Source organism: Rahnella contaminans (assembly GCF_011065485.1).
GTDB lineage: Bacteria > Pseudomonadota > Gammaproteobacteria > Enterobacterales > Enterobacteriaceae > Rahnella > Rahnella contaminans.
Genome location: NZ_JAADJS010000001.1, coordinates 635,225 through 655,787 on the forward strand (window position 1 = coordinate 635,225; position 20,563 = coordinate 655,787).

Annotated in this window: 16 protein-coding genes; 10 read left to right on the plus strand and 6 right to left on the minus strand. The window is 55.8% G+C overall.

Annotation, left to right across the window (positions count from 1 at the left end; genetic code table 11):
- Positions 1 to 105 precede the first annotated feature (105 nt).
- The 6 genes from GW579_RS02905 to GW579_RS02930 all read left to right on the plus strand — a co-directional run bounded on the left by GW579_RS02905 (position 106) and on the right by GW579_RS02930 (position 6,267).
- Complete coding sequence (locus tag GW579_RS02905) at positions 106 to 819, plus strand: FadR/GntR family transcriptional regulator (protein WP_165057420.1); 714 nt, start codon at positions 106 to 108, stop codon at positions 817 to 819.
- A complete protein-coding gene (locus GW579_RS02910; protein ID WP_152326149.1) occupies positions 806 to 1,984 on the plus strand; it encodes an aminotransferase class I/II-fold pyridoxal phosphate-dependent enzyme in 1,179 nt (392 codons plus the stop codon). Before GW579_RS02905 ends, GW579_RS02910 begins: the two co-directional genes overlap by 14 nt.
- A gap of 65 nt (positions 1,985 to 2,049) precedes the next feature.
- Positions 2,050 to 3,333, plus strand: coding sequence for an ABC transporter substrate-binding protein (locus tag GW579_RS02915; RefSeq protein WP_152326150.1), 1,284 nt, complete (start codon positions 2,050 to 2,052; stop codon positions 3,331 to 3,333).
- 58 nt (positions 3,334 to 3,391) lie between these two features.
- Positions 3,392 to 4,315 (plus strand): carbohydrate ABC transporter permease, encoded by a 924-nt coding sequence (locus tag GW579_RS02920; protein ID WP_101078854.1) that lies wholly within the window; start codon positions 3,392 to 3,394, stop codon positions 4,313 to 4,315.
- A gap of 10 nt (positions 4,316 to 4,325) precedes the next feature.
- A complete protein-coding gene (locus tag GW579_RS02925) occupies positions 4,326 to 5,168 on the plus strand; it encodes a carbohydrate ABC transporter permease (RefSeq protein WP_152326151.1) in 843 nt (280 codons plus the stop codon).
- A gap of 4 nt (positions 5,169 to 5,172) precedes the next feature.
- Positions 5,173 to 6,267 carry an ABC transporter ATP-binding protein gene (locus tag GW579_RS02930; protein ID WP_165057422.1) on the plus strand — a complete coding sequence of 365 codons (1,095 nt, stop codon included), beginning with the start codon at positions 5,173 to 5,175 and terminating at the stop codon, positions 6,265 to 6,267.
- A 127-nt stretch (positions 6,268 to 6,394) separates the two neighbouring features.
- Here the strand turns inward: GW579_RS02930 and GW579_RS02935 are convergent, their stop codons facing one another.
- The gene (locus tag GW579_RS02935; RefSeq protein ID WP_152326153.1) at positions 6,395 to 7,687 is read right to left on the minus strand and encodes an MFS transporter; all 1,293 of its coding nucleotides are present in this window, start codon (positions 7,685 to 7,687) and stop codon (positions 6,395 to 6,397) included.
- Between the two features lie 142 nt (positions 7,688 to 7,829).
- On the opposite strand from GW579_RS02935, the gene GW579_RS02940 reads away from it, so the two are divergent.
- The 4 genes from GW579_RS02940 (at position 7,830) to GW579_RS02955 (ending at position 12,733) form a co-directional block, all read left to right on the plus strand.
- Positions 7,830 to 8,729 (plus strand): LysR family transcriptional regulator, encoded by a 900-nt coding sequence (locus GW579_RS02940; protein WP_152326154.1) that lies wholly within the window; start codon positions 7,830 to 7,832, stop codon positions 8,727 to 8,729.
- A 170-nt stretch (positions 8,730 to 8,899) separates the two neighbouring features.
- A complete protein-coding gene (gene mlc, locus GW579_RS02945; RefSeq protein ID WP_152326155.1) occupies positions 8,900 to 10,123 on the plus strand; it encodes a sugar metabolism global transcriptional regulator Mlc in 1,224 nt (407 codons plus the stop codon).
- Positions 10,124 to 10,444: 321 nt separating this feature from the next.
- Positions 10,445 to 11,131: a dethiobiotin synthase gene (bioD, locus tag GW579_RS02950; RefSeq protein WP_165057424.1), complete on the plus strand. Its 687-nt coding sequence runs from the start codon at positions 10,445 to 10,447 to the stop codon at positions 11,129 to 11,131.
- Between the two features lie 120 nt (positions 11,132 to 11,251).
- Entirely contained in the window at positions 11,252 to 12,733 is a 1,482-nt protein-coding gene (locus tag GW579_RS02955) for an MDR family MFS transporter (protein ID WP_165057426.1), read from the plus strand.
- On the opposite strand, the gene GW579_RS02960 is transcribed toward GW579_RS02955, so the two are convergent.
- The 5 genes from GW579_RS02960 to GW579_RS02980 all read right to left on the minus strand — a co-directional run bounded on the left by GW579_RS02960 (position 12,730) and on the right by GW579_RS02980 (position 20,248).
- On the minus strand, positions 12,730 to 14,388 hold the full coding sequence (locus tag GW579_RS02960) for an ABC transporter permease (protein ID WP_165057428.1): 1,659 nt from the start codon (positions 14,386 to 14,388) through the stop codon (positions 12,730 to 12,732). The two genes, GW579_RS02955 and GW579_RS02960, sit on opposite strands and share 4 nt — an antisense overlap.
- A 60-nt stretch (positions 14,389 to 14,448) precedes the next feature.
- Positions 14,449 to 15,390: an ABC transporter substrate-binding protein gene (locus GW579_RS02965; protein WP_405047812.1), complete on the minus strand. Its 942-nt coding sequence runs from the start codon at positions 15,388 to 15,390 to the stop codon at positions 14,449 to 14,451.
- Positions 15,391 to 15,476: 86 nt separating this feature from the next.
- Entirely contained in the window at positions 15,477 to 16,220 is a 744-nt protein-coding gene (locus GW579_RS02970) for an ABC transporter ATP-binding protein (protein WP_165057430.1), read from the minus strand.
- 790 nt (positions 16,221 to 17,010) lie between these two features.
- Positions 17,011 to 18,516 carry an L-arabinose isomerase gene (gene araA, locus GW579_RS02975; RefSeq protein ID WP_165057448.1) on the minus strand — a complete coding sequence of 502 codons (1,506 nt, stop codon included), beginning with the start codon at positions 18,514 to 18,516 and terminating at the stop codon, positions 17,011 to 17,013.
- Positions 18,517 to 18,568: 52 nt separating this feature from the next.
- On the minus strand, positions 18,569 to 20,248 hold the full coding sequence (locus GW579_RS02980) for a ribulokinase (RefSeq protein WP_165057450.1): 1,680 nt from the start codon (positions 20,246 to 20,248) through the stop codon (positions 18,569 to 18,571).
- Between the last annotated feature and the right edge of the window lie 315 nt (positions 20,249 to 20,563).

Below are 20,563 nucleotides of genomic sequence, written 5' to 3' on the forward strand. Positions count from 1 at the left end.
GGAAATCAGTGAGTTAGCGCTTTATCTAAAAACTGGCAAACAAATTGCAAAGTGGTTCACAGGTTGAGTTGTTGGGCCAATTTTGGCCGATGCGCGGAGAACAATATGCACGGTGAACTGAACTTGTTGCACCCGATTGCTCCTCAGCAAAGTGACACGCTGGTGCTTGATGCGCTGACCCGCTATGTGGCGCAGTCCGGCACCCGCGTGGGTGAAAAATTGCCGCCCGAGCGCGTGCTGGCGGAAGGGCTGGCGGTGAGCCGGAATACCGTCCGCGAGGCGCTGAAACGTTGGGAAGCGCTGGGCATTATCGTGCGAAAAAAAGGCAGCGGCACTTTCCTGCAATCGGAAGTCACCGCTAACGACAGCTTTCTGTCCCTGCGCTTTAAAAACGACTCCGCCACCATGCTTCACGCGCTGGAAGTCCGCCGGATCATTGAATGCGAAGCCTCGGCGCTGGCAGCAGTCAGGGCGACGGAAAGCGATTTGCTGTTTATCGAACAAAAGCTCGGTGTGATGGAAAAAGTGCATCTGAGCGTCGGTTCTGCCGGAGCCGAAGACTGGCAGTTTCATGCTGCGATTTACACCGCCGCGCACAATCCGCTGCTGCTGCAAATGGTCGGCGGCATCTACGACCTGCTGCACGCCTTTTTCGAATCACCGCCGGAACAGGCGCTGTTCAGCGACTCTTTTCCGCTGCACCGGACCTTATTTGAAGCCATTGCGCGGCGCGAGCCGGAAACCGCACGCAGGCTGAGCAACGACATTCTGAACATAACTGAACGTGACATGAAGGAAGTGATCAATGCAGCAAGATGATAAAAGCCCGCACGATGAGTTGCACGAATACACCCGTTTAGTCCACGACGGACGCCATGATCGCGGCGCGATTTCGCCGCCGATTTATCAGTCATCATTATTCAGTTTCACCGATTATGACAGCATGATCGCCCGTTTTCGCGGTGACAGCGATCACGCGCTGTATTCCCGCGTTGATAACCCGACGGTAGTGGAATTGCAGAAAAAGGTCGCGGAACTGGAGGGTGGCGAAGCCTGTCTGGCCTTCGGCAGCGGCATGGCGGCGATCAGCAATTCCATTCTGAGCGTGGCCGGGCCGGGCGACAAAGTCGTGTGTGTGAATCACGTTTACCCGGATACCTACCGCTTCCTGCGCGGGTTCTGCACCCGTTTTCAGATTGAGGCTCAGTTCGTGGATGGCAGTTCACTTCCTGCCCTGGAAGAGGCGATTCAGGGCGCGAAACTGCTGTATCTGGAAAGCCCGAACAGCTGGGTGATGGGCGAGCAGAATCTGAAAGCGATTGCCGCACTGGCAAAAAAATACGGCGTGATCACGATGATCGACAACAGCTGGGCATCGCCGGTTTTCCAGAAACCGCTGGCGGCCGGTATCGATCTGGTGATCCATTCCGCATCCAAATACATCAGCGGGCACAGCGATGTCGTAGCCGGTCTGGTCATCTCCAGTCAGGAACGCATCGGTGCGATTACCCGTCATATCAGCCCGTTTTTAGGCGGGAAATTGTCGGCTAACGAAGCCTGGCTTTTACTGCGCGGCCTCCGGACTTTGCCGCTGCGTATGCGTCAGCATCACGAAAGTGCGCTGGAACTGGCGCGACGTTTACAGGGCTATTCTCGCATTACGCAGGTGAATCATCCCGGTTTAGACCCGCTGCCGACGTCAACGCTGACCGGTTACAGCGGCCTGTTTTCATTCGAACTCAGCGAGGGCATCGACATTCCGACATTCTGTAACGCACTGAAATTGTTCCGGATGGGCGTGAGCTGGGGCGGATTTGAAAGCCTGGTGATGCCCGCCATTTCCGTGCTGAATCAGGCGGGCGAATTTAACTCGGCGATTGATTTTGGCGTATCGCCACGCGTGATCCGCATTTCTATCGGCCTTGAAGACACCGGCGATCTGTGGCGCGACCTGAAAAACGCCATCGAAAGCGCCTGTTCCTGAACCCGGTAAAAACATCAACGACTGTTCCTGTGATCCGACCCTTAGCTCCGTGGAGAATCAAGATTATGCGACACCCGAAACGTCATGCTTTGCTCAGCGCGCTGACCCTCAGCGTCAGCCTGTTTTCCTGTGCCGGTTTTGCCGCCACCAAACTGACGCTGGTGGAAGTGATCACCAGCCCGGCGCGTACCGAAATGCTGCAAAAAATGTTGACCGCATACAAGGCGCAACATCCGGATGTCGAGATTGAAGTGGTGTCACTGCCTTGGGGGCAGGCGTTTGAAAAACTCGGCACGATGATTCAGAGCGGGCAATATCCGGACGTCGTGGAAATGCCTGATACCTGGCAGGGGCTGTACGCCAGCAACGGGATGCTGGCCGATCTCGAACCGCGCCTGAAAAGCTGGAGCGGCACGCCGGATCTCACCGATAAAACGCTGACGATGGCGCGCTCTTCCGGCGGCACGGCGACCATGATCCCTTACGGTTTCTATCTGCGGGCGATGTTCTGGAACAAAAAACTCTTCCAGCAGGCCGGGCTGACTGAGCCACCGAAAACCATGGACGAGTTTATGGCCGATGCGAAGAAAATCAGCGGGCTGGGCAACGGCATCAGCGGCTACTGCATGCGCGGTGGCGTCGGTGGCACTAACGCCTGGATGATGTTTATGGCGGCGATGAACGGCTCGCCGGACTTTTTCGACAAAGACGGCAACAGCACGCTGACGCATCCGGGCGCAATTAAAGGGGCGCAGTTCCTGGTGGACATGTACCAGAAAGGTTACGCGCCGAAAGACAGCGTCAACTGGGGTTTTAACGAAATAGTCTCCGGCTTCTATTCCGGGAAATGCGCAATGCTCGATCAGGATCCGGACGCGCTGATCGCCATCAAAAACAGCATGAACCCGGACGATTTCTCGGTCGCGCCGATGCCGCTCGGGCCCAACGGCAAAGCCTATCCGACCATCGGTTACACCGGCTGGTCGATGTTCAAACAGGGTAAAAATCAGGATCAAAGCTGGGATCTGATTTCCTTCCTCAGCAACAAAGAAAACAACCTGACGTGGTCGAAATTCGTCGGCACGCTGCCGATTTACAAAGGCGCTGAGCAGGACGCGTATTACCACGCGCCGCAGTTCGCCGGCTGGTTTGCCGAGCTGAACAGTCCGGATTACATTCCGCTTACCATGCCGACACACCTTAAAGGCTGGGGTTATTTTAACTCGGTGATTGTGAAAGACAGCTCGCAGGAGACGCTGCTCGGCCAGAACGACACAGAAAGCATGGTGAAAGACTGGGCGAAATACCTCACCAAAGAGCAAAAGGCGTGGCTGGCTACGCAGAAGTAAGCATCCGGCTCCGGCACGCGGTGCCGGAGTTAACACCTTTTACAACTGGAGACGCGTCATGATGTTGGAAGTTTCACCGCCAGACACCGCTGCCGCGCCGCGCTTTCCCCGTTTGCGGGCGCTGCTTGAACCCTGGGTTTATCTCAGCCCGACGATGGTGCTGATTGGCCTGTTTATTTTTGTACCGATGGCGATCGGCATTTCTTATGCTTTCCAGAATATTCAGCTGCTTAACCCGTTTGATACCGGCTGGGTCGGGCTGGATAACTTCCGCACAATGTTTGATGATCGGCATTTTTACGCCGCACTGCGTCACACCTTTAACTGGACGGCCACGTCGCTGGTTTTACAGTTCGCGCTGGGGCTCGGTCTGGCGCTGCTGCTCAACCGTGAATTCCCCGGCCGCCGCTGGGTCCAGGCGCTGGTGTTTCTGCCGTGGGCGGTGCCCGCGTTTCTTTCCGGTCTGACCTGGGCATGGTTGTTGAATCCGGTGATCGGCGTGCTGCCGTACTGGCTGACGGATTTGCACATTATTTCTGAGCCTTACAACATTTTGTCGGATCCGACGCTGGCGCTTTACGGCCCGGTGCTGGCGAATGTCTGGTTTGGCATTCCGTTTTTTGCCATCACGCTGCTGGCGGCGTTGCAGTCGATCCCAAAAGATTTGTATGAAGCGGCGGCGATGGACGGCGCATCCGGCTGGCAGCAGTTTCGCAAAGTCACGCTGCCGTTTCTGGCACCGATGATCGCGATTACCGTCATGCTGCGCACCATCTGGATTGCCAATTTTGCCGACCTGATTGTGGTCATGACCGACGGCGGCCCGGCAAATTCGACGTCGATTCTGTCAAGTTTCATTTTCACCACGGCCTACCGGAAACTCGACTTTGGCTATGCCTCGGCGATGGCGGTATTCCTGCTGGTTCTGATGACGCTGTACGCACTGGTTTTACTGCGTATCCGCCACCAGCTGTTGAAATAAGGAGAATCCGATGAACGTACTCTCGTTAAATTTGTGGCTCCGCAAAGGGGGACACCGGCTGGGGATCCTCTTTTACCTGCTGTTCGCGCTGTTTCCGATTTACTGGCTGATCAAGATTTCGTTTACACCGGACAAACTGCTCTACAGCGAAGGCGTGCGGATGTGGCCCAGTGAACTGACGCTGGTGCATTTCCAGCGCGTGTTTACCGAAAGCCAGTTTCCGCTGTATTTCTTTAACAGCCTGATTGTGTCATTCGGCACCGCATTCCTGACGACCGTGATCGCCGCCGGTGCAGGTTTTGCGTTTTCGCGCTTCAGCTTTCGTGGCAAAACCGTGATGGCGGCGCTGCTGCTGTTCACGCAAATGTTCCCGCTGGTGATGATCCTCGCGCCGATTTACAAAGTGATGGCACCGCTCGGGCTGACCAACAGCCTGCTGGGGCTGATCCTGATTTACACCGCGTTCAACGTGCCGTTCGCCACTTTTCTGATGCAGTCGTTTTTCGACAGTATTCCGAAAGATCTGGAGGAGTCGGCGATGCTCGAAGGGTGCAGCCGTTTTATGGCGCTGCGCAAAGTCATTATACCGCTGACGTTGCCGGGCATGGCCGCCACGCTCGGATTTGTGTTTACCGCTGCGTGGAGTGAACTGCTGTTCTCGCTGATGCTTATCAACAAAAACGAGGTGATGACCTTCCCGGTCGGGCTGCTCAGTTTTGTGTCGAAATTCGCGGTTTCCTGGGGCGACATGATGGCGGCGGCGGTGCTGGCGCTGATCCCCGCCTGTCTTTTCTTTGCATTCATTCAGCGTTACCTGGTTCAGGGGCTGACGGCTGGCGCGGTTAAAGGATAATTTTATGGCTCAGATTACGATTTCCGATCTTCAAAAACGTTACGAAAATGTCGAAGTGCTGCGTCATATCAACCTGACGATTCAGGACGGCGAATTTGTGGTGTTAGTCGGGCCTTCGGGCTGTGGAAAATCCACTTTGCTGCGCACCATCGCCGGGCTGGAACTGGCGACGGCGGGGGACATTCACATCGGCACGCGCCTGATGAATCAGGTCGCGCCAAAAGACCGCGATATCTCGATGGTATTTCAGAGTTACGCACTGTATCCGCATATGACCGTCGCGCGGAATATGGGTTTCAGCCTTGAAGTGCAAAAACGCCCGAAAGCCGAAATCGACGCGGCCGTGAACAAAGCGGCGGATATTCTCGGGCTGACGGCGCTGTTGCACCGTCGTCCGAAAGAGCTTTCCGGCGGCCAGCGTCAGCGCGTGGCAATGGGCAGGGCGATTGTGCGTGAACCGCAGGTTTTCCTGTTCGATGAACCGCTTTCCAATCTTGACGCTCAGCTTCGCGGGCAGATGCGCATTGAAATCAAAAGCCTGCACCAGCGCATGCGCAACACCATTGTTTACGTCACCCATGATCAGGTCGAAGCCATGACGCTTGCCGACCGCATCGTGGTGCTCAACCACGGCGTCATCCAGCAGGTTGGCACTCCTCTGGAACTTTACGACACACCCGCCAATAAATTCGTCGCCAGCTTCATCGGTTCGCCCTCAATGAACTTCATTAACGGCACAATCGAACTGGGTGATTCCGCTCCGCAGCTGCGCATCAATGCCAGCCAGACGCTGCCGGTTGACCCGCAGATTATGAACCTGAAAAGTGGTGCAGAAGTCACCTGCGGCGTGCGGCCCGAAGCCATTGTCTTGTGCGAACAGGGCGCGCCTGGCGCGGTTCCTCTGGACGTTACGCTCATCGAACCCACCGGCCTGAGTGAGCTTATCCACGGTACATTCGGTGGAGAACGGCTGAGTGTTTACAGCATGGTGAGATCCGGTGCCGCACCGGGGGACAGGGTTTGGGTGCAGATTGATACTGCGCGGATGCAGTTATTTGAGGCTGACAGCCAGAGGAGGCTTTCTAAACTGGGTGAGTGATTCGGGCTGGCGCAGTTAAAAAGCGCGGGTGTCCGGAGGGCGCGCGCGTTAACGCGCCATCTGGGCCAGTTTGGGTGGCGAGCCCAAGGTTTTGACCTGGGTGGCAACCCAGGTTCTTAAAATGGCATTAAGCGGCTTTTGCCTCAGAAAGCCGCATCAACCGGATCCCGACACCGACCCCAACAACCAACATCAGACTGATAAACCCCGTAATTCCGTACCAACCGTAGGCGTGCCAGAAGAATCCTCCCAGAGTCCCGGCGACGCTCGATCCCGCGTAGTAGCTGAACAGATAAAGTGACGACGCCTGTCCTTTCGCGCGGCGTGCGCGACGGCCGATCCAGCCGCTGGCAACCGAGTGGGCGGCGAAGAATCCGCCGGTGACCAGGATCATTCCGATGAAAATCATCCAGACGGGTGAGAAGGCGGTGATCAAAATCCCCACCAGCATGATGGCCGTTGAACCAATCAGCACCGGGCCGCGGCCATACACACCGGTCATCACACCGGCTTTCGGCGAGCTGTAAGTGCCCATCAGATACACAATCGACAGGATACCGACGATGGCCTGGCTCAGGTTGTATGGCGTGGCGAGCAGGCGGTAACCGATGTAGTTGAACATCGTCACAAAGCTGCCCATCAGCAGGAAACCTTCGGCAAACAGCAGAGGCAGGCCACTGTCCCGCCAGTGGAGTTTGAAGTTAATCAGCAATTTGCGCGGCTTGAGCGAACTGGCGCGGAAATGCTTTGAAGGCGGGAGAATGCGCCAGAACATGATCGCTGCGGCGAGCGCGAAGAAACCGACGACCGCCATAGCGATACGCCATGAGAAGAAATCCGTCAGAACGCCGCTGACCAGACGTCCGCTCATCCCGCCGATGGAATTCCCGCTGATGTATAACCCCATCGAAAACGCCACGACGCTCGGGTGAATCTCTTCGCTCAGATACGTCATGGCAACCGCCGCCACGCCGCTCAGCGACAAACCAATCAGCGCGCGCATGATAAGAATGGCGTCCCAGCTTTGCATAAAGGAACACACCAGCGTGCAACCCGCGGCCAGTAACAGCGCCACCACCATCACCGATTTACGCCCCACGGCGTCCGATACCGGGCCGGTAAAAAGCAGGCCAACCGCCATCAGACCGGTGGATAACGACAGCGATAAACTGCTGGTCGCAGGCGATACCCCGAAATCATGCGAGAGCACCGGCAGAATTGGCTGAACGCAATAGAGCAGGGCAAACGTCGCCAGACCCGCTGAAAATAAAGCCAGCGTGACGCGGATAAACTGCGGTGTTCCGCGTTTGATAAAAGGGGTTTTCAGGCCGGAACGGGCGACGGGGCTTTCAGGATTTAATTCGTCGTCATTAACAGAGTCATTGGCTGGTGCAGCGGAAATCCGCCGGGAGGTTTTCACTGGAATTCCTTAACGCGATGAGCTGTAAAACTAAATTTTAAAATGTATGAAAATTTTAACAGTGGCCGATATATTGTCTAATATATTAATTTCGCAAGAACGATACGTTAAACATATCAATGAGGATAAATTGATCTAAACCATGAGCCACATTGAACTGCGTCATTTGCGGTATTTCATCGCAGTCGCCGAAGAGCTGCATTTTGGCCGTGCCGCTGAGCGGTTACATATTTCTCAGCCGCCGCTCAGCCAGCAGATTCAGGCGCTGGAAACCCACGTCGGTGCGACGCTGTTTTACCGAAACAACCGCAGCGTGCGGCTGACGCAGGCCGGACAGGCATTTTTGCAGGAAGCACGGCAGATCTTGCTGCGTGTTGATGAAGCAGCGGCGCAGGCGGCACGAATTCATCGCGGCGAATCAGGGAATCTGACGCTCGGGCTGACGTCTTCCGCGCCTTTTATGCGTCGCGTTTCCCGCACGCTGCATCATTTCAGGCTGACCTATCCCGGCGTCAATATTCGGATCGAGCAACTCAACAGTAAACAGCAAATCGAACCGCTGCTGGAAGGTAAGCTGGATCTGGGGATTATGCGCAACGGCGAGTTGCCGGAAGAGCTGGCGCATCATCTGATCCTGTCGGAACCGCTGATTGCCGTGGTTCACAAAGACAATCCGCTGAACGCGCTGCCTGACGGCGAACTGACGTTTCAGCATCTGGCCGATCAGCCTTTCGTGTTCTTCTCCAAAGACGTCGGCACGTCGCTGTATGACGATATTCTCGGTCAGCTCAAAACACAGGGAATAACGCCTTTTATCACCCAGGAAGTGGGCGAGCCGCTGACGATTATCGGGCTGGTGGCGGCGGGTTTAGGCGTGTCGATATTGCCGGCGTCGTATTTGCGCATTCAGGTCGATGGCGTGCGTTATTTGCGTTTCGGAAAAGCAGAAGGTACCACGCAGCTCTGGCTGGTGAATCACGCGCGTCGCCCGATGACCGCGGCCACGCGGGCGTTTATCGATTTACTGCTCCGGGAGAACTGACTGTGCAACTGGGGGCAAACCTGCTGTATTTCCAGTCAATTCTGAGAGGCTTTTCACACAATTTGTGCACCAAATCACATAACGAATCAAATAGTTGACGACATATGACAAAAACCCCAACATAGCCCTAATCTTTATTTTGAAGCGCGAAAATAACAGGAGTTCCTTGAGTGATCCCCGACGGGCAACCCGGACATATTGATCAGATTAAACAAACCAATGTCGGTGCTGTGTACCGCCTGATAGATCAGTTTGGTCCCATTTCGCGCATAGAACTTTCTAAAAAAGCTCAACTCGCTCCGGCCAGTATTACCAAGATTGTCCGTGAACTTTTACAGGCACATCTGGTACTTGAAACTGAGTTTCAGGATCCGGGAAGCCGCGGGCGTCCCGCCATTGGTTTAGCCCTGGATACTCAGGCCTGGCATTACCTTTCGGCACGTATCAGCCTGGGGTCGATCACTCTCGGTTTACGGGATCTGAGCAGCAAACTGGTGGTAGAAGAAGTGCTTCCGCTGCCGGAGCAGGCGCATCAGCCGCTGCTTAAACGCATCATTTCTGAAATCGATCAGTTCTTTATCCGCCATCAGCGCAAACTTGAGCGCCTGACCGCCATCGCGATTACCCTGCCGGGCATGATTGATGCGCGCCGGGGCATTGTTCACCGCATGCCGTTTTATCATGACGTTTTCGATATGCCGCTTGGCGATACGCTTTCGGAACATACGGGCCTGCCGGTGTACGTTCAGCATGATATCGGCGCGTGGACGCTGGCAGAATCGTTGTACGGTGCGTCACGCGGTTGCAAAAATGTGGTGCAGATTGTGATTGACCACAACGTCGGCGCCGGGGTGATTACCAGCGGGCGCGTTTTGCACGCAGGCAGCAGCAGCGTGGCCGAAATCGGGCACACGCAGGTTGATCCGTACGGGAAACGCTGTTATTGCGGCAATCACGGTTGTCTGGAAACCGTTGCCAGTACCGACAGTATTTTGGATTTAGTGCGTCAGCGCCTCACGGTGCCGGTGCCTGCCAGTTTGCTGCACGGCGTTTCTCTGACGATTGAAGCAGTGTGTGACGCCGCGAACCGGGGCGATCAGCTGGCGCGTGATGTGATTATCAGCGTGGGGCAGAGCGTAGGACGTATTCTGGCGATCATGGTGAATTTGTTTAATCCGGAAAAAGTGCTGATCGGCTCACCGCTTAATTTATCTCAGGATATTCTTCATCCCGCGATAATGTCCTGTATTCAGCAGCAATCACTTCCCGCGTATAGCGAAAATATCAAACTGGAATCCACGCAATTTTATAATCAGGGAACAATGCCCGGCGCGGCATTAGTTAAGGATGCGCTTTATAGCGGCTCCTTACTGATTAAATTATTACAGGGATAATACTCTTAGCGGGCTATATTCTTCGGTGTGGCGACGTTTATTGATCTGTATCAGCAAGCAATGCCATAAATCTGATGCTCACAGGATGTGGTTTGTCCGCCGGTTACTTTAATTACTTATATTCCCTCAGGTTATGACATTAAATAAATTCTTATAACCTTATGCGTATTCCTTACAGTCCAGTCAACAAAACATTGCGCTAACGCAAACCGCTCTCATCTCTCATCGCCTAGACTTTCAGCTGTTACTTTGTCTCTGGCGGCTTTTTCTTACCGGAGGCTATCTTTCAATAAGACGGAGAGATCCCGGAGCCTGAATTTCATGTTAACGCACTTTTTCGTCACGGGTACGGACGCCCGTGTAGGTAAAACCATTGTCACACGTGCCTTGCTTCAGGCCTTAGCCGCGCAGGATCGCTGCGTTTTAGGCTATAAACCTATTGCAACTGGCAGCCAGGAGCTGGCCGACGGGGTTCGAAATAAAGATGCGGTAACTCTCCAGCAGTCATCTTCTATTGCTTATCCTTTTAATAGAATAACCCCTCTGGCCTTAGCTGACGAAGATATTTATGCCAGCCAGGTTCCTGAGAATATTTTTGAAATAATGACCAGTGGCCTCAACTTTATGCGTGAAGAGGCAGATTCAGTGGTCGTAGAAGGGTGCGATGGCTGGAGAACATTGATTACTCCGCACCTTTTATATTCAGACTGGGTTCGCCAGCAAAATATGCCGGTCGTATTAGTGGTCGGTATTCAGGAAGGCTGTGTCAGCCACGCGCTATTAACGGCGCAGGCGATTATCGCCGATGGATTACCGCTGCTGGGTTGGGTTGCAAACCGAATTAACCCGTGCCTTGCCCACTATCAGGAAACTATTGACGCGATCAGTGCCAATATTTCCGCGCCGCTGCTGGGTGAAATTCCTTATTTACCTCGTGCGGAAAGCCGCGATATGGCCAAATTTATTGACCTGTCCAGCCTGAAGCTGAAAACGTTGACCAACGTCTGATACGTGACGTTGTCACGTAACCATCGAAACAAAGCGGCTCAGAGTGCCAAACCCTGAGCCGCTTTTTTGTCTATAGTTTGCCTATCTGCCTGAGCGCATAATCTAACGAAAACAGAGAACATGGCCGTCACGACTCCCGTTGTAAAATCATCGCACCGCCCCTTAATTCTCACTGCCTGCATGTTATCGATGTTTATGGCGGCCGTGGAAGTCACGATTGTGGCGACCGCGATGCCGACCATCATCGGTGATCTCGGCGGTTTCTCGCTGCTCGGCTGGGTCTTTGCCGTCTATCTGCTGACACAGGCGATTACCGTGCCGATCTATGGCCGGCTGGCAGATTTGTACGGTTGCCGGAAAATGTTTTTCATCGGGACGACGCTGTTTCTCATAGGCTCCGTCTTGTGTGGATTCGCGCCCTCGCTGGCCTGGATGATTGCTTTCCGTGCCTTGCAGGGTCTGGGCGCAGGGGCGATTACGCCGATTGCGACCACGCTGATTGCCAATGTTTATGGCCCGCAGGAACGTGCGAAAGCGCAGGGCTATTTGTCCAGCGTGTGGGGCGTTTCGGCGATTGTCGGCCCGCTGATGGGGGCATTTATCGTTTCGCATTTCCCGTGGGCCGTCGTGTTTTGGGTTAACGTGCCGATCGGTCTGGTGGCGATGGCAATTCTGGTCAAATACCTGCCGCCGGACGGGCAGCGTAAACAACATAAACTGGATCTGGCCGGAACCGGTTATCTGACGCTTTCCGTTGCGGCGCTGCTTCTGGCGTTGCTTCAGGCCGAAGTGCTGGGCTACTGGGCGCTGGCGTTGATTGTGCTGGCGGTGGTCAGCGGATATTTGCTGATCCGCCAGGAGCGTAAAACGCCTGAGCCGCTGTTCCCGCTGGCGCTGTGGGAAAGCAAAGTGATTATTGCCGGTAACATTGGCGGCCTGATTATTGGCGCGACGATGATGGGGATCAGCGCGTTTCTGCCGACCTACGTGCAGGGCGTTCTCGGCGGCACGCCGCTGGAAGCAGGCACCACGCTGGCGCTGATGTCCATCGGCTGGCCACTGGCGAGCATGCTCAGCAGCCGTCTGATGCAGGCGACGTCTTACCGCGCGACAGCGGTCCTGGGCGGCGTTTTACTGCTGGGCGGAAGTGTGGCGCTGCTGTTTCTTTCGCCAGATTCCGGGCTGTGGGTGGCGCGTCTGGCGGCGTTTTCAATCGGCGCGGGAATGGGGTTAGCGAATACCACGTTTATTGTGTCGGTGCAGAATAATGCGGAACCGGCAATCCGCGGGATTGCGACCGCATCCACCTTATTTACCCGCATGTTAGGCTCGGCAATCGGCACCGCCGTGCTGGGCGCAACGCTGAATCTCAATCTGCAATATCGCCTGCCTCAGGTGAACGATCCGGTTCAGCAACTGATGGAAAAAGCCACGCGCAATGCGATGGAAAGCCATCATCTGGCGGCGCTGACCGAAAGTGTGGCGGCGTCCCTGCACTGGGTCTTTATGGTTTCCGCGATTATTTCCGTACTGGCGGTCGCCGCCGGTCTGTTAATTCCGGCAGGCGACCGCCCGCAGACCGAACCGCAGCGGGAGAGCTAAGCCAGCGGTTTTCGTTGAAGCCTGACGGCTGCCAGCATCAGCGTCAGGCTCAGTAACACCGCCACCGACGCCATCGCCATGCCATCTCCTACCGATCCCTGTTCAAACTGCCGCCATACATACACCGATACGGTCTGCACGCCTGCCGGTGAAAGCAGCAGCGACGTCACCAGCTCGCGCGAGGCGACGGCAAACACCATCATCATCGACGCCAGCAGGCTGGGAAAGACCAGCGGCAGCAGGATCAGCCGCAGCGTTTGTGCCGCCGTCGCCCCATGCACCCGCGCGGCCGCATCCAGATTTCCGCCGATCTGCTTTAACGCCGCGCTGACGTAACGCACCGGATAAGGCAGCAGCAGGCAACAATAGGCGAGCAGCAAAATCACCCAGGTGTTGTAAGGCGTGACCGGCCAGAAGCTGCGGTTCCACGCCAGGATCAGCCCGACGCCAACCACGATCCCCGGCAGCGCCGCCGGTAACAAAGACAATCCGTCAATCAGCGCCGAACCGCGGATCTTCCTGACCACTACCAGCCACGACGCCAGAAAGCCCGTCGCGCCCGCGATTAATGCCGTGCCGAGCGCCAGACTGAGGCTGGTCGACAGGGCGCTGATCGCGTCGCCGTGTGCGGTAAACAGCGCGCCGAAGTGACGTAATGTCAGGTTCGACAGCGAAAGTCCGCCAGAAAGCGTGCCGGAAAACGCTGTAGCCAGCGTCGATAAAATCGGCAGCGCCACGGCAATCACCGTCACCAGCGTGAATAATGCCAGCACCGGGATCGTCCAGCCTTTCAGCCGTTTTTGTGTGATATCGGCGGGTTTGCCGGTCATGCTTTCCACATTTTTGCCCGCCACCACCGCGCGCTGAACGCTGTAAGCGCACAGCGCGATCGCCACCAGCATCAGTGAAAGCACCGCCGCGCCGGGTAAATCAATCGGCCAGTCGGCAAGGCGCGCTTCGATGCCGGTGGTCAGCAGCATCACGCCGCTGCGCGAACCGAGCGCGCCCGGCACGCCGTATTCTTCGATGGATAACGTAAATGCCAGCAGCAAACTTGATGCCATAGCGGGCAGTGCCATGGGTAATGTCACGCGGGAAAAGGCGCGCCACGGGCCAGCGCCGTGAATACGTGCCACGTCTGCCAGACGGCTGCCGCTGGCGGCCATGCTGCGCGACACCGCGAAATACACCACCGGAAAGACGTTCAGCGTCATGACCACAACCATGCCCGGTATGGAAAACAGGAAATCGTTGAGATGCAGCCACGGCACCAGTTGCTGCACATAACCGCGGGTTTGCAGCGCCAGCATCCACGACAGGGCAGCAATATAAGGCGGCAGCAAAAAGGGCACCAGAAACAGAACATCCCACAACGCCGCACCCGGCAGGGCAAACAGGCCACGCAGCGCGCCGAGCGGAATACCGATTAATCCGCTGCACAGCGCGACGCCCAGCCCGACTTTGATCGTGGTGGAAAACAGTTCACGCAGCTGAGGTTCGGCGAAGACGCGGGTAAATACGCTGAACGGTGCGGAATAAGCACCTGTATCGAGATGCGGGAAAACCGCCTGTAAAATCACAAAGCTGACCGGCACGGCGACCAGCAATAACAACGCAATGCCCGTTACGCCGGGCAAAAAAGCATTTCTGTTCATGGTATTTGTCGTCGTTGTTCGGGGAGGGGAAACGGGCTGCCTTCGCAGCCCGTGACTGACTTACTGCTGACCGAACAGTTTTGCGAAACGCTCGAGCACTTCTTTGCGCGACGCCGAGGCCTGAGAGGCTTCCGGCAACAGTTTCAGTGATTTAAACAACGGACGTTTGGCGTCGATATCGGTGCGCGCGGGCATCAGCCACGCATCGGCTACCAGTTTCTGGCCTTCAGGCGAAAGCGCGTAATCGATAAACGCTTTGGCTTCTTTCTGCTGCTGGCTGGATTTGAGGATCATCATCGGACGCGGGGCGATCACGGTACCGCTGACCGGGAAAATCACCTTGACGGATTCGCCGTCCTGCACACTGGCGTAAGAGACATAATCCACCGCGCCAAACACGGCGGCTTTCGCGCCCTGCAACACTGGCGTCAGCGCCTGTGCGTTTGGCCCGGCGATAATCATGCCGTTGGCTTTCAGATCCTCAAACAGCTTCCACGCCTGCTGTGCGTGGGCATTTTGTAACCCGATCAGCAAATCCAGCGACGCACCGGAAAGCGAAGGGTCAGGCGTGGTCACTTTGTCTTTAAATTCCGGTTTGGCTAGATCGCCCCAGTCTTTTGGCTCAGTGGTACCACTTTTGGTGTTCCACACAATGCCCAGCGCGGAAATTCCCTGCGCGACGTAGTAAGGCGTTTTGAATTGCGCCGGAACCTGCTCTGCGTTCGGGCTTTGATATTCCAGCAGCCAGCCGCGTTTTTCGAGATCGGTTGCGGTATCCCAGGATGCGGAGATAAGAACGTCAGCACGCGGATTGGCCTGTTCGGCGTCCAGGCGGGCCATCACTTTGCCGGTGGTGGCCTGGAAAACATCCACTTTCACGCCGGTTTGTTTTTCATAACCTGCCGCCAGTTTTTTTGCCAGAGAACCCGGCCCGGCGGTGTAGAGCGTCAGCGCCTGCGCGCTGCCTGCTGCCATTGCGAGAGAAAGAGTCATTGCGGTCATTACGCCTGTTTTAGTACGGGAAAACGTTGTGCTGTTCTTACGAAAAGTGCTGACTGTGCGGTTCATCATTTTTATCCCATCAGAGGTTAAGCAACAAAAGGTGAAATTCCGGAAGGATCAATCGTGTCAATACGGGCGATCGTGCCCTTGTCCATACGGGCAATACGATGGGCGAGCGCGTGGGCTTCGTGCTGATCGTGCGTGACGTAAACCGCGGTGGTGCCGAGCTGGCGCAACAACACCGCCATTTCTTCACACAGGCTTTCGCGCAAATCGCGGTCGAGATTCGACAGCGGTTCATCAAACAGCAGGATGCGGGGTTCGGCGACGATGGCGCGGGCCAGTGCCACACGTTGTTGCTGCCCGCCGGAGAGCTCAGAAGGGCGGCGCGAGACAAAATCCGCCAGCCCGACGCGTTCCAGTGCCGCCATCACTTTTTTCTGCTGCGCCGCGCCACGAATTCCGCGCATCTGCAACGGAAACCCGACGTTCTGGCGAACGGTCATGTGTGGCCAGAGCGCGTAATCCTGAAACGCCATGCCGAGATTACGTTTTTCCGGCGGCAGACTGAACGAGCCACTGGCGACGATTTCGCCGTCGAAACTGATCTGCCCCGATGCGGGATGCAGTAAGCCCGCCAGCATTTTCAGCAGCGTACTTTTCCCGCAGCCCGAAGGGCCGAGCAGGGCGAGGATCGTGCCTTCCGGCACCGATAAATTGACGTGATTGAGTACCGGGTTGCTCCCGAAGAAATGGGAAACCTGATGGATAGCGATAGCGGGACAGGTGCGCGACGGCGCATTCCCGCCGGTATGAGCTGGAATGATCATGGTTGTACTATCCTCTTTGGGACTTATTAGTGGAGGTGAGGGTAAAGGGGGAATGTGACCGGGGTGTGACACCTTTTAGAAAGGTGACCAAATTGCCTTTGCAGGCGGCTTACGGATGACCGGGAATATTTCGGTTTTTCACGTGCGGTGACCGCTCAGCGTCTGGTGCCGAAACCGACCAAAGAGGGCTATGACGAGCCCTCTTTGGAATCTCCGCGTCTTTTTACAACACGCGCTATCGCCGGGCCGGCGGACATGTTCTGGAACAATCTAATGTGGCGCGAAATCTTGCCACTGCGCGGTTCCTTCCCCGAGGGCTTCGGGCCATTAGTCTCGAACCCTCAGTCAGCAAAATTTTTGAGCGCGCCATCTAAACTTTCTCAAAAATAACAACGAGTTGGTTTACTCCGTCCCCTCGTGAGAGGGGAAGGAGTAAATAAAAACCAGCCAGCATCCATCTTTCGGATTACATAGCCCGTGGCCGCTTTCAAAAATCACGCTGGAAGGAGAGGTGGAAAACCGCGTATCTTTTCGCGCGGTTTGTAATCCGACTGGAAGGAACCGCGCAGCGGCGGGATTTTGCGGCAACAGCAAAAGTCCCTGAAACATTGCCAGCCAGCGAAGCGCTTGTTGGAAAAAGCGTGGAGGATTCCAAAGGAGGAAGAGCACTTTCCTCCTTTGGGCGGTTTCGGCGCAGCGCGTTAAGTGATCACCGCACGTAAGAAACCGAAATGTTTTCGATCTGCTTTAGCAGTGTAAGCCGCCATTGCAGCGGCCTTCTGCAAGCAAATCAGCGACTGCACAATTTGTAATAAACTTCATTCCACCGGATCTGATTCTTGAAGTCCGCCAGAGTCGTGTCGTTATCAATCACCAGCAACTCAATCCCGGACAGCTCCGCATACAACCGCAGTGCATCGATATCCAGCGCCTGAGAGAACACCGTGTGGTGCGCGCCGCCGCCGAGGATCCAGGCTTCAGCCGCCGTTGCCAGAGAAGGCTGGGCTTTCCAGATTGCACGGGCGACCGGCAGTTTTGGCAGCGGATGTGGCTGCTCGATGGTATCCACCTGATTGACCAGCAGACGGAAACGATCGCCCATGTCGATGACGCTGGCATTGACCGCCGGGCCTGCCGGGGTGGAGAAAATCAGACGTGCCGGATCTGCTTTGCCACCTATGCCCAGATATTGCGCATCCAGCAGCGGTTTTTCTTCTTTGGCAATCGACGGGCACACTTCCAGCATGTGCGAGCCAACCACCAGATCGTTGCCCGGCTTGAAGTTGTACGTATAGTCTTCCATGAACGACGTGCCGCCTTTCAGGCCGCTGGCCATCACTTTCATGATGCGCAGCAGGGCCGCGGTTTTCCAGTCGCCTTCGCCGCCAAAGCCGTAGCCTTTTTGCATCAGACGCTGTACCGCCAGCCCCGGCAGTTGTTTCATGCCGTGCAGATCTTCAAAGTTGGTGGTGAATGCGCCGAATTTCCCCTGCTCCAGGAAACGGGTCATCCCCAGTTCGATTTTTGCTGCGTCCAGCAGGTTTTCACGACGTTCGCCGTTGAGTTTCACGGCATCCGTCAGGCGGTAAGTGGATTCATACTCTTCCACCAGCGTATTGATATCGCCTTTGCTGACTTCGTTGATGACGCTGACCAGATCGCCGATACCATAGGCACTGATGCTGTAGCCGAACTGGATTTGCGCGGCCACTTTATCGCCTTCGGTCACCGCCACTTCACGCATGTTGTCGCCAAAACGCGCCACTTTCAGATGCTGGCTTTCATTCTTCGCCGCGGCAACGCGCATCCACTGAGCGATGCGGCGGTGCGATTCGCCATCCTGCCAGTGACCGGCGACCACGGAATGTTGCTGACGCATGCGCGCGCCGATGAAACCGAATTCACGGCCGCCGTGTGCGGTCTGGTTCAGGTTCATGAAGTCCATGTCCATGGAATCCCACGGAATTTCAGCATTGAACTGTGTATGGAACTGCAACAGCGGTTTATGCAGGATGCTCAGACCGGCAATCCACATTTTGGCCGGAGAGAAGGTGTGCAGCCAGGTAATCAGGCCGACGCAGGAATTCGCATAGTTAGCTTCGCGGCAAAGTGCGGTGATTTCGTCCGGCGTGGTGACCAGCGGTTTGAGCACCAGTTTGACCGGCAATCCGGCTTCTGCGTTCAGGCCATTGACTACCTTCTCGGCGTTCTCTTTTACCTGACGTAACGTTTCCGGCCCGTACAGATGCTGACTGCCAATAGCGAACCACACTTCGAGATGTTTAAACGCGTCCATTAATCACTCCTGAATTTCAGATGTTTGAAAAAACCGTTTTCGAAAAAAATAGTCAGTGTGCTGTCTTCGCTGCAAACAGCGGTTCAGTGGTTGCACACCATTGCTGATAACGTTCGTACAGACGCTGGTATTGTTCGACGCGCTGCGGATCCGGCAGCAACGTGCGTTCGATGCTGCACGCCATTTTTTCCTGGGCGGCAGGGACGTCTTTGAATTCCCCGGCGGCGACGGCAGCAAAGATGGCGGCACCCAGCGCGCAGCACTGATCGGAGGCGACAATCTGCAACGGACGGTTCATGGCGTCGGCGCAAACCTGCATGATGACCGGCGATTTACGGGCAATACCGCCGAGCGTGAGAACGTTTTCAACCGGAATGTCCTGTTGTTCGAAACACTCCATAATCGCGCGCGCACCAAAGGCGGTGGCCGCAATGAAACCGCCGAACAGTTCCGGTGCTTCGGTGCCGAGATTGATGTCAGTAATGACGCCTTTCAGACGCTGATTGGCAAACGGTGTCCGGCGTCCGTTAAACCAGTCGAGCACCAGCGGCAGGTGATCCAGCTTCGGATTGGCGGCCCACGCGGCGGTCAGATCGGGCAGCAGATTTTTTTGCAAGGCGGTGAGTTGTTCTTTCAGTTCCGGATGCGCCTTAGCGGCCTGAATCAGCGGCCAGCTCAGCAGGCGGCTGAACCACGCATACATATCGCCAAACGCGGATTGTCCGGCTTCCATGCCGATCATCTCCGGCACCACGCTGCCTTCCACCTGACCACAAATTCCGGCGATGGCGCGGTCGTTTACCCGTTCTTTATCGGCAATCAGGATGTCGCAGGTGGAGGTACCGATCACTTTGACCAGCGTGTAAGGCTGTGCGCCCGCGCCGACTGCGCCCATATGGCAGTCGAATGCGCCGCCGGAAAGCACGACGGAGGCGGGCAGGCCGAGGCGTTCTGCCCATTCAGACGTCAGCGTGCCGACAGCCTGTTCAGCGGTGACGGTGTTGGTAAACAGCGGATAAGGCAGGTGTTCAACCAGCAAAGGATCGAGCGCGGCGAAGAAATCTTTTGGCGGCAGGCCGCCCCACGACGGATGCCAGAGCATTTTGTGTCCGGCGCTGCAACGGCCACGTACGACTTTATCCGGCGCGGTGGTGCCGGAAAGCAGGGCGGGCACCCAGTCGCATAATTCCACCCAGGAGGCGGCGGCTTTGGTGACAGCAGGGTCGGCGCGGGAAACATGGAGAATTTTGGCCCAGAACCATTCGGAGGAGTAAACGCCACCGATATAGCGGGAATAGTCGGGGAAATCACCGCTGCGGCACAGACGGTTAATTTCTTCGGCTTCTTCTATCGCCGTGTGATCTTTCCATAACACGAACATGGCGTTCGGGTTTTCGGCGAACTCAGGATTCAGCGCCAAAATGTTGCCGTCTTTATCGACCGGTGCGGGTGTGGAACCGGTGGAATCCACGCCGATACCGACCACGCGCGCTGCGCGTTCGTTGCCAAGACGTTGTACGACGTTTTTAATCGCCTGTTCCATCGCTTCAATATAATCAAGGGGATGATGGCGGAACTGATTTATTGCCGCATCACAGTAACGGCCCTCATTCCAGCGCGGGTAGTAAACCACGTCGGTTTCCATTTCGGCACCGGTCTGACAATCAACGGCCAGTGCGCGGACGGAATCGCTGCCAAAATCAAGACCAAGAGCAATCGCACCTTGCGTCATTCTTTCTCACTCCTTCAGGTTTGCCGTAGTCATTACGGCGGCGAATCGAATTGCTCTAACAGTAGGAGGATGGCAAAAAGTGAGTGAGGAGGCGTTAGCTGGAAGTATGCACAAATCTGCTCCCCATGATGTTTCTGTGAGGTTGGTCAAATGTTAGTGTTTGGCTAAAATCGCTATATCTATGTACAAACCTGCTGTTTTCCCGCCGTGTGATAGCGCTCTACATTCCGCTGCAAAATTACCGCTAAAACTTACTGCGTCTTACAACAGAGCGTGACGCAAATCCGCTATATACCGGACTTCGCCGCGCTCTGA

What these genes read in the sequence shown, in the direction of transcription:
- GW579_RS02905 (WP_165057420.1), top strand. Translation starts at nt 106, where the DNA reads ATGCACGGTGAACTGAACTTGTTGCACCCGATTGCTCCTCAGCAAAGT.
- GW579_RS02910 (WP_152326149.1), top strand. Translation starts at nt 806, where the DNA reads ATGCAGCAAGATGATAAAAGCCCGCACGATGAGTTGCACGAATACACC.
- GW579_RS02915 (WP_152326150.1), top strand. Translation starts at nt 2,050, where the DNA reads ATGCGACACCCGAAACGTCATGCTTTGCTCAGCGCGCTGACCCTCAGC.
- GW579_RS02920 (WP_101078854.1), top strand. Translation starts at nt 3,392, where the DNA reads ATGATGTTGGAAGTTTCACCGCCAGACACCGCTGCCGCGCCGCGCTTT.
- GW579_RS02925 (WP_152326151.1), top strand. Translation starts at nt 4,326, where the DNA reads ATGAACGTACTCTCGTTAAATTTGTGGCTCCGCAAAGGGGGACACCGG.
- GW579_RS02930 (WP_165057422.1), top strand. Translation starts at nt 5,173, where the DNA reads ATGGCTCAGATTACGATTTCCGATCTTCAAAAACGTTACGAAAATGTC.
- GW579_RS02940 (WP_152326154.1), top strand. Translation starts at nt 7,830, where the DNA reads ATGAGCCACATTGAACTGCGTCATTTGCGGTATTTCATCGCAGTCGCC.
- bioD (WP_165057424.1), top strand. Translation starts at nt 10,445, where the DNA reads ATGTTAACGCACTTTTTCGTCACGGGTACGGACGCCCGTGTAGGTAAA.
- GW579_RS02955 (WP_165057426.1), top strand. Translation starts at nt 11,252, where the DNA reads ATGGCCGTCACGACTCCCGTTGTAAAATCATCGCACCGCCCCTTAATT.
- GW579_RS02960 (WP_165057428.1), bottom strand. Translation starts at nt 14,388, where the DNA reads ATGAACAGAAATGCTTTTTTGCCCGGCGTAACGGGCATTGCGTTGTTA.
- GW579_RS02965 (WP_405047812.1), bottom strand. Translation starts at nt 15,390, where the DNA reads ATGACCGCAATGACTCTTTCTCTCGCAATGGCAGCAGGCAGCGCGCAG.
- GW579_RS02970 (WP_165057430.1), bottom strand. Translation starts at nt 16,220, where the DNA reads ATGATCATTCCAGCTCATACCGGCGGGAATGCGCCGTCGCGCACCTGT.
- araA (WP_165057448.1), bottom strand. Translation starts at nt 18,516, where the DNA reads ATGGACGCGTTTAAACATCTCGAAGTGTGGTTCGCTATTGGCAGTCAG.
- GW579_RS02980 (WP_165057450.1), bottom strand. Translation starts at nt 20,248, where the DNA reads ATGACGCAAGGTGCGATTGCTCTTGGTCTTGATTTTGGCAGCGATTCC.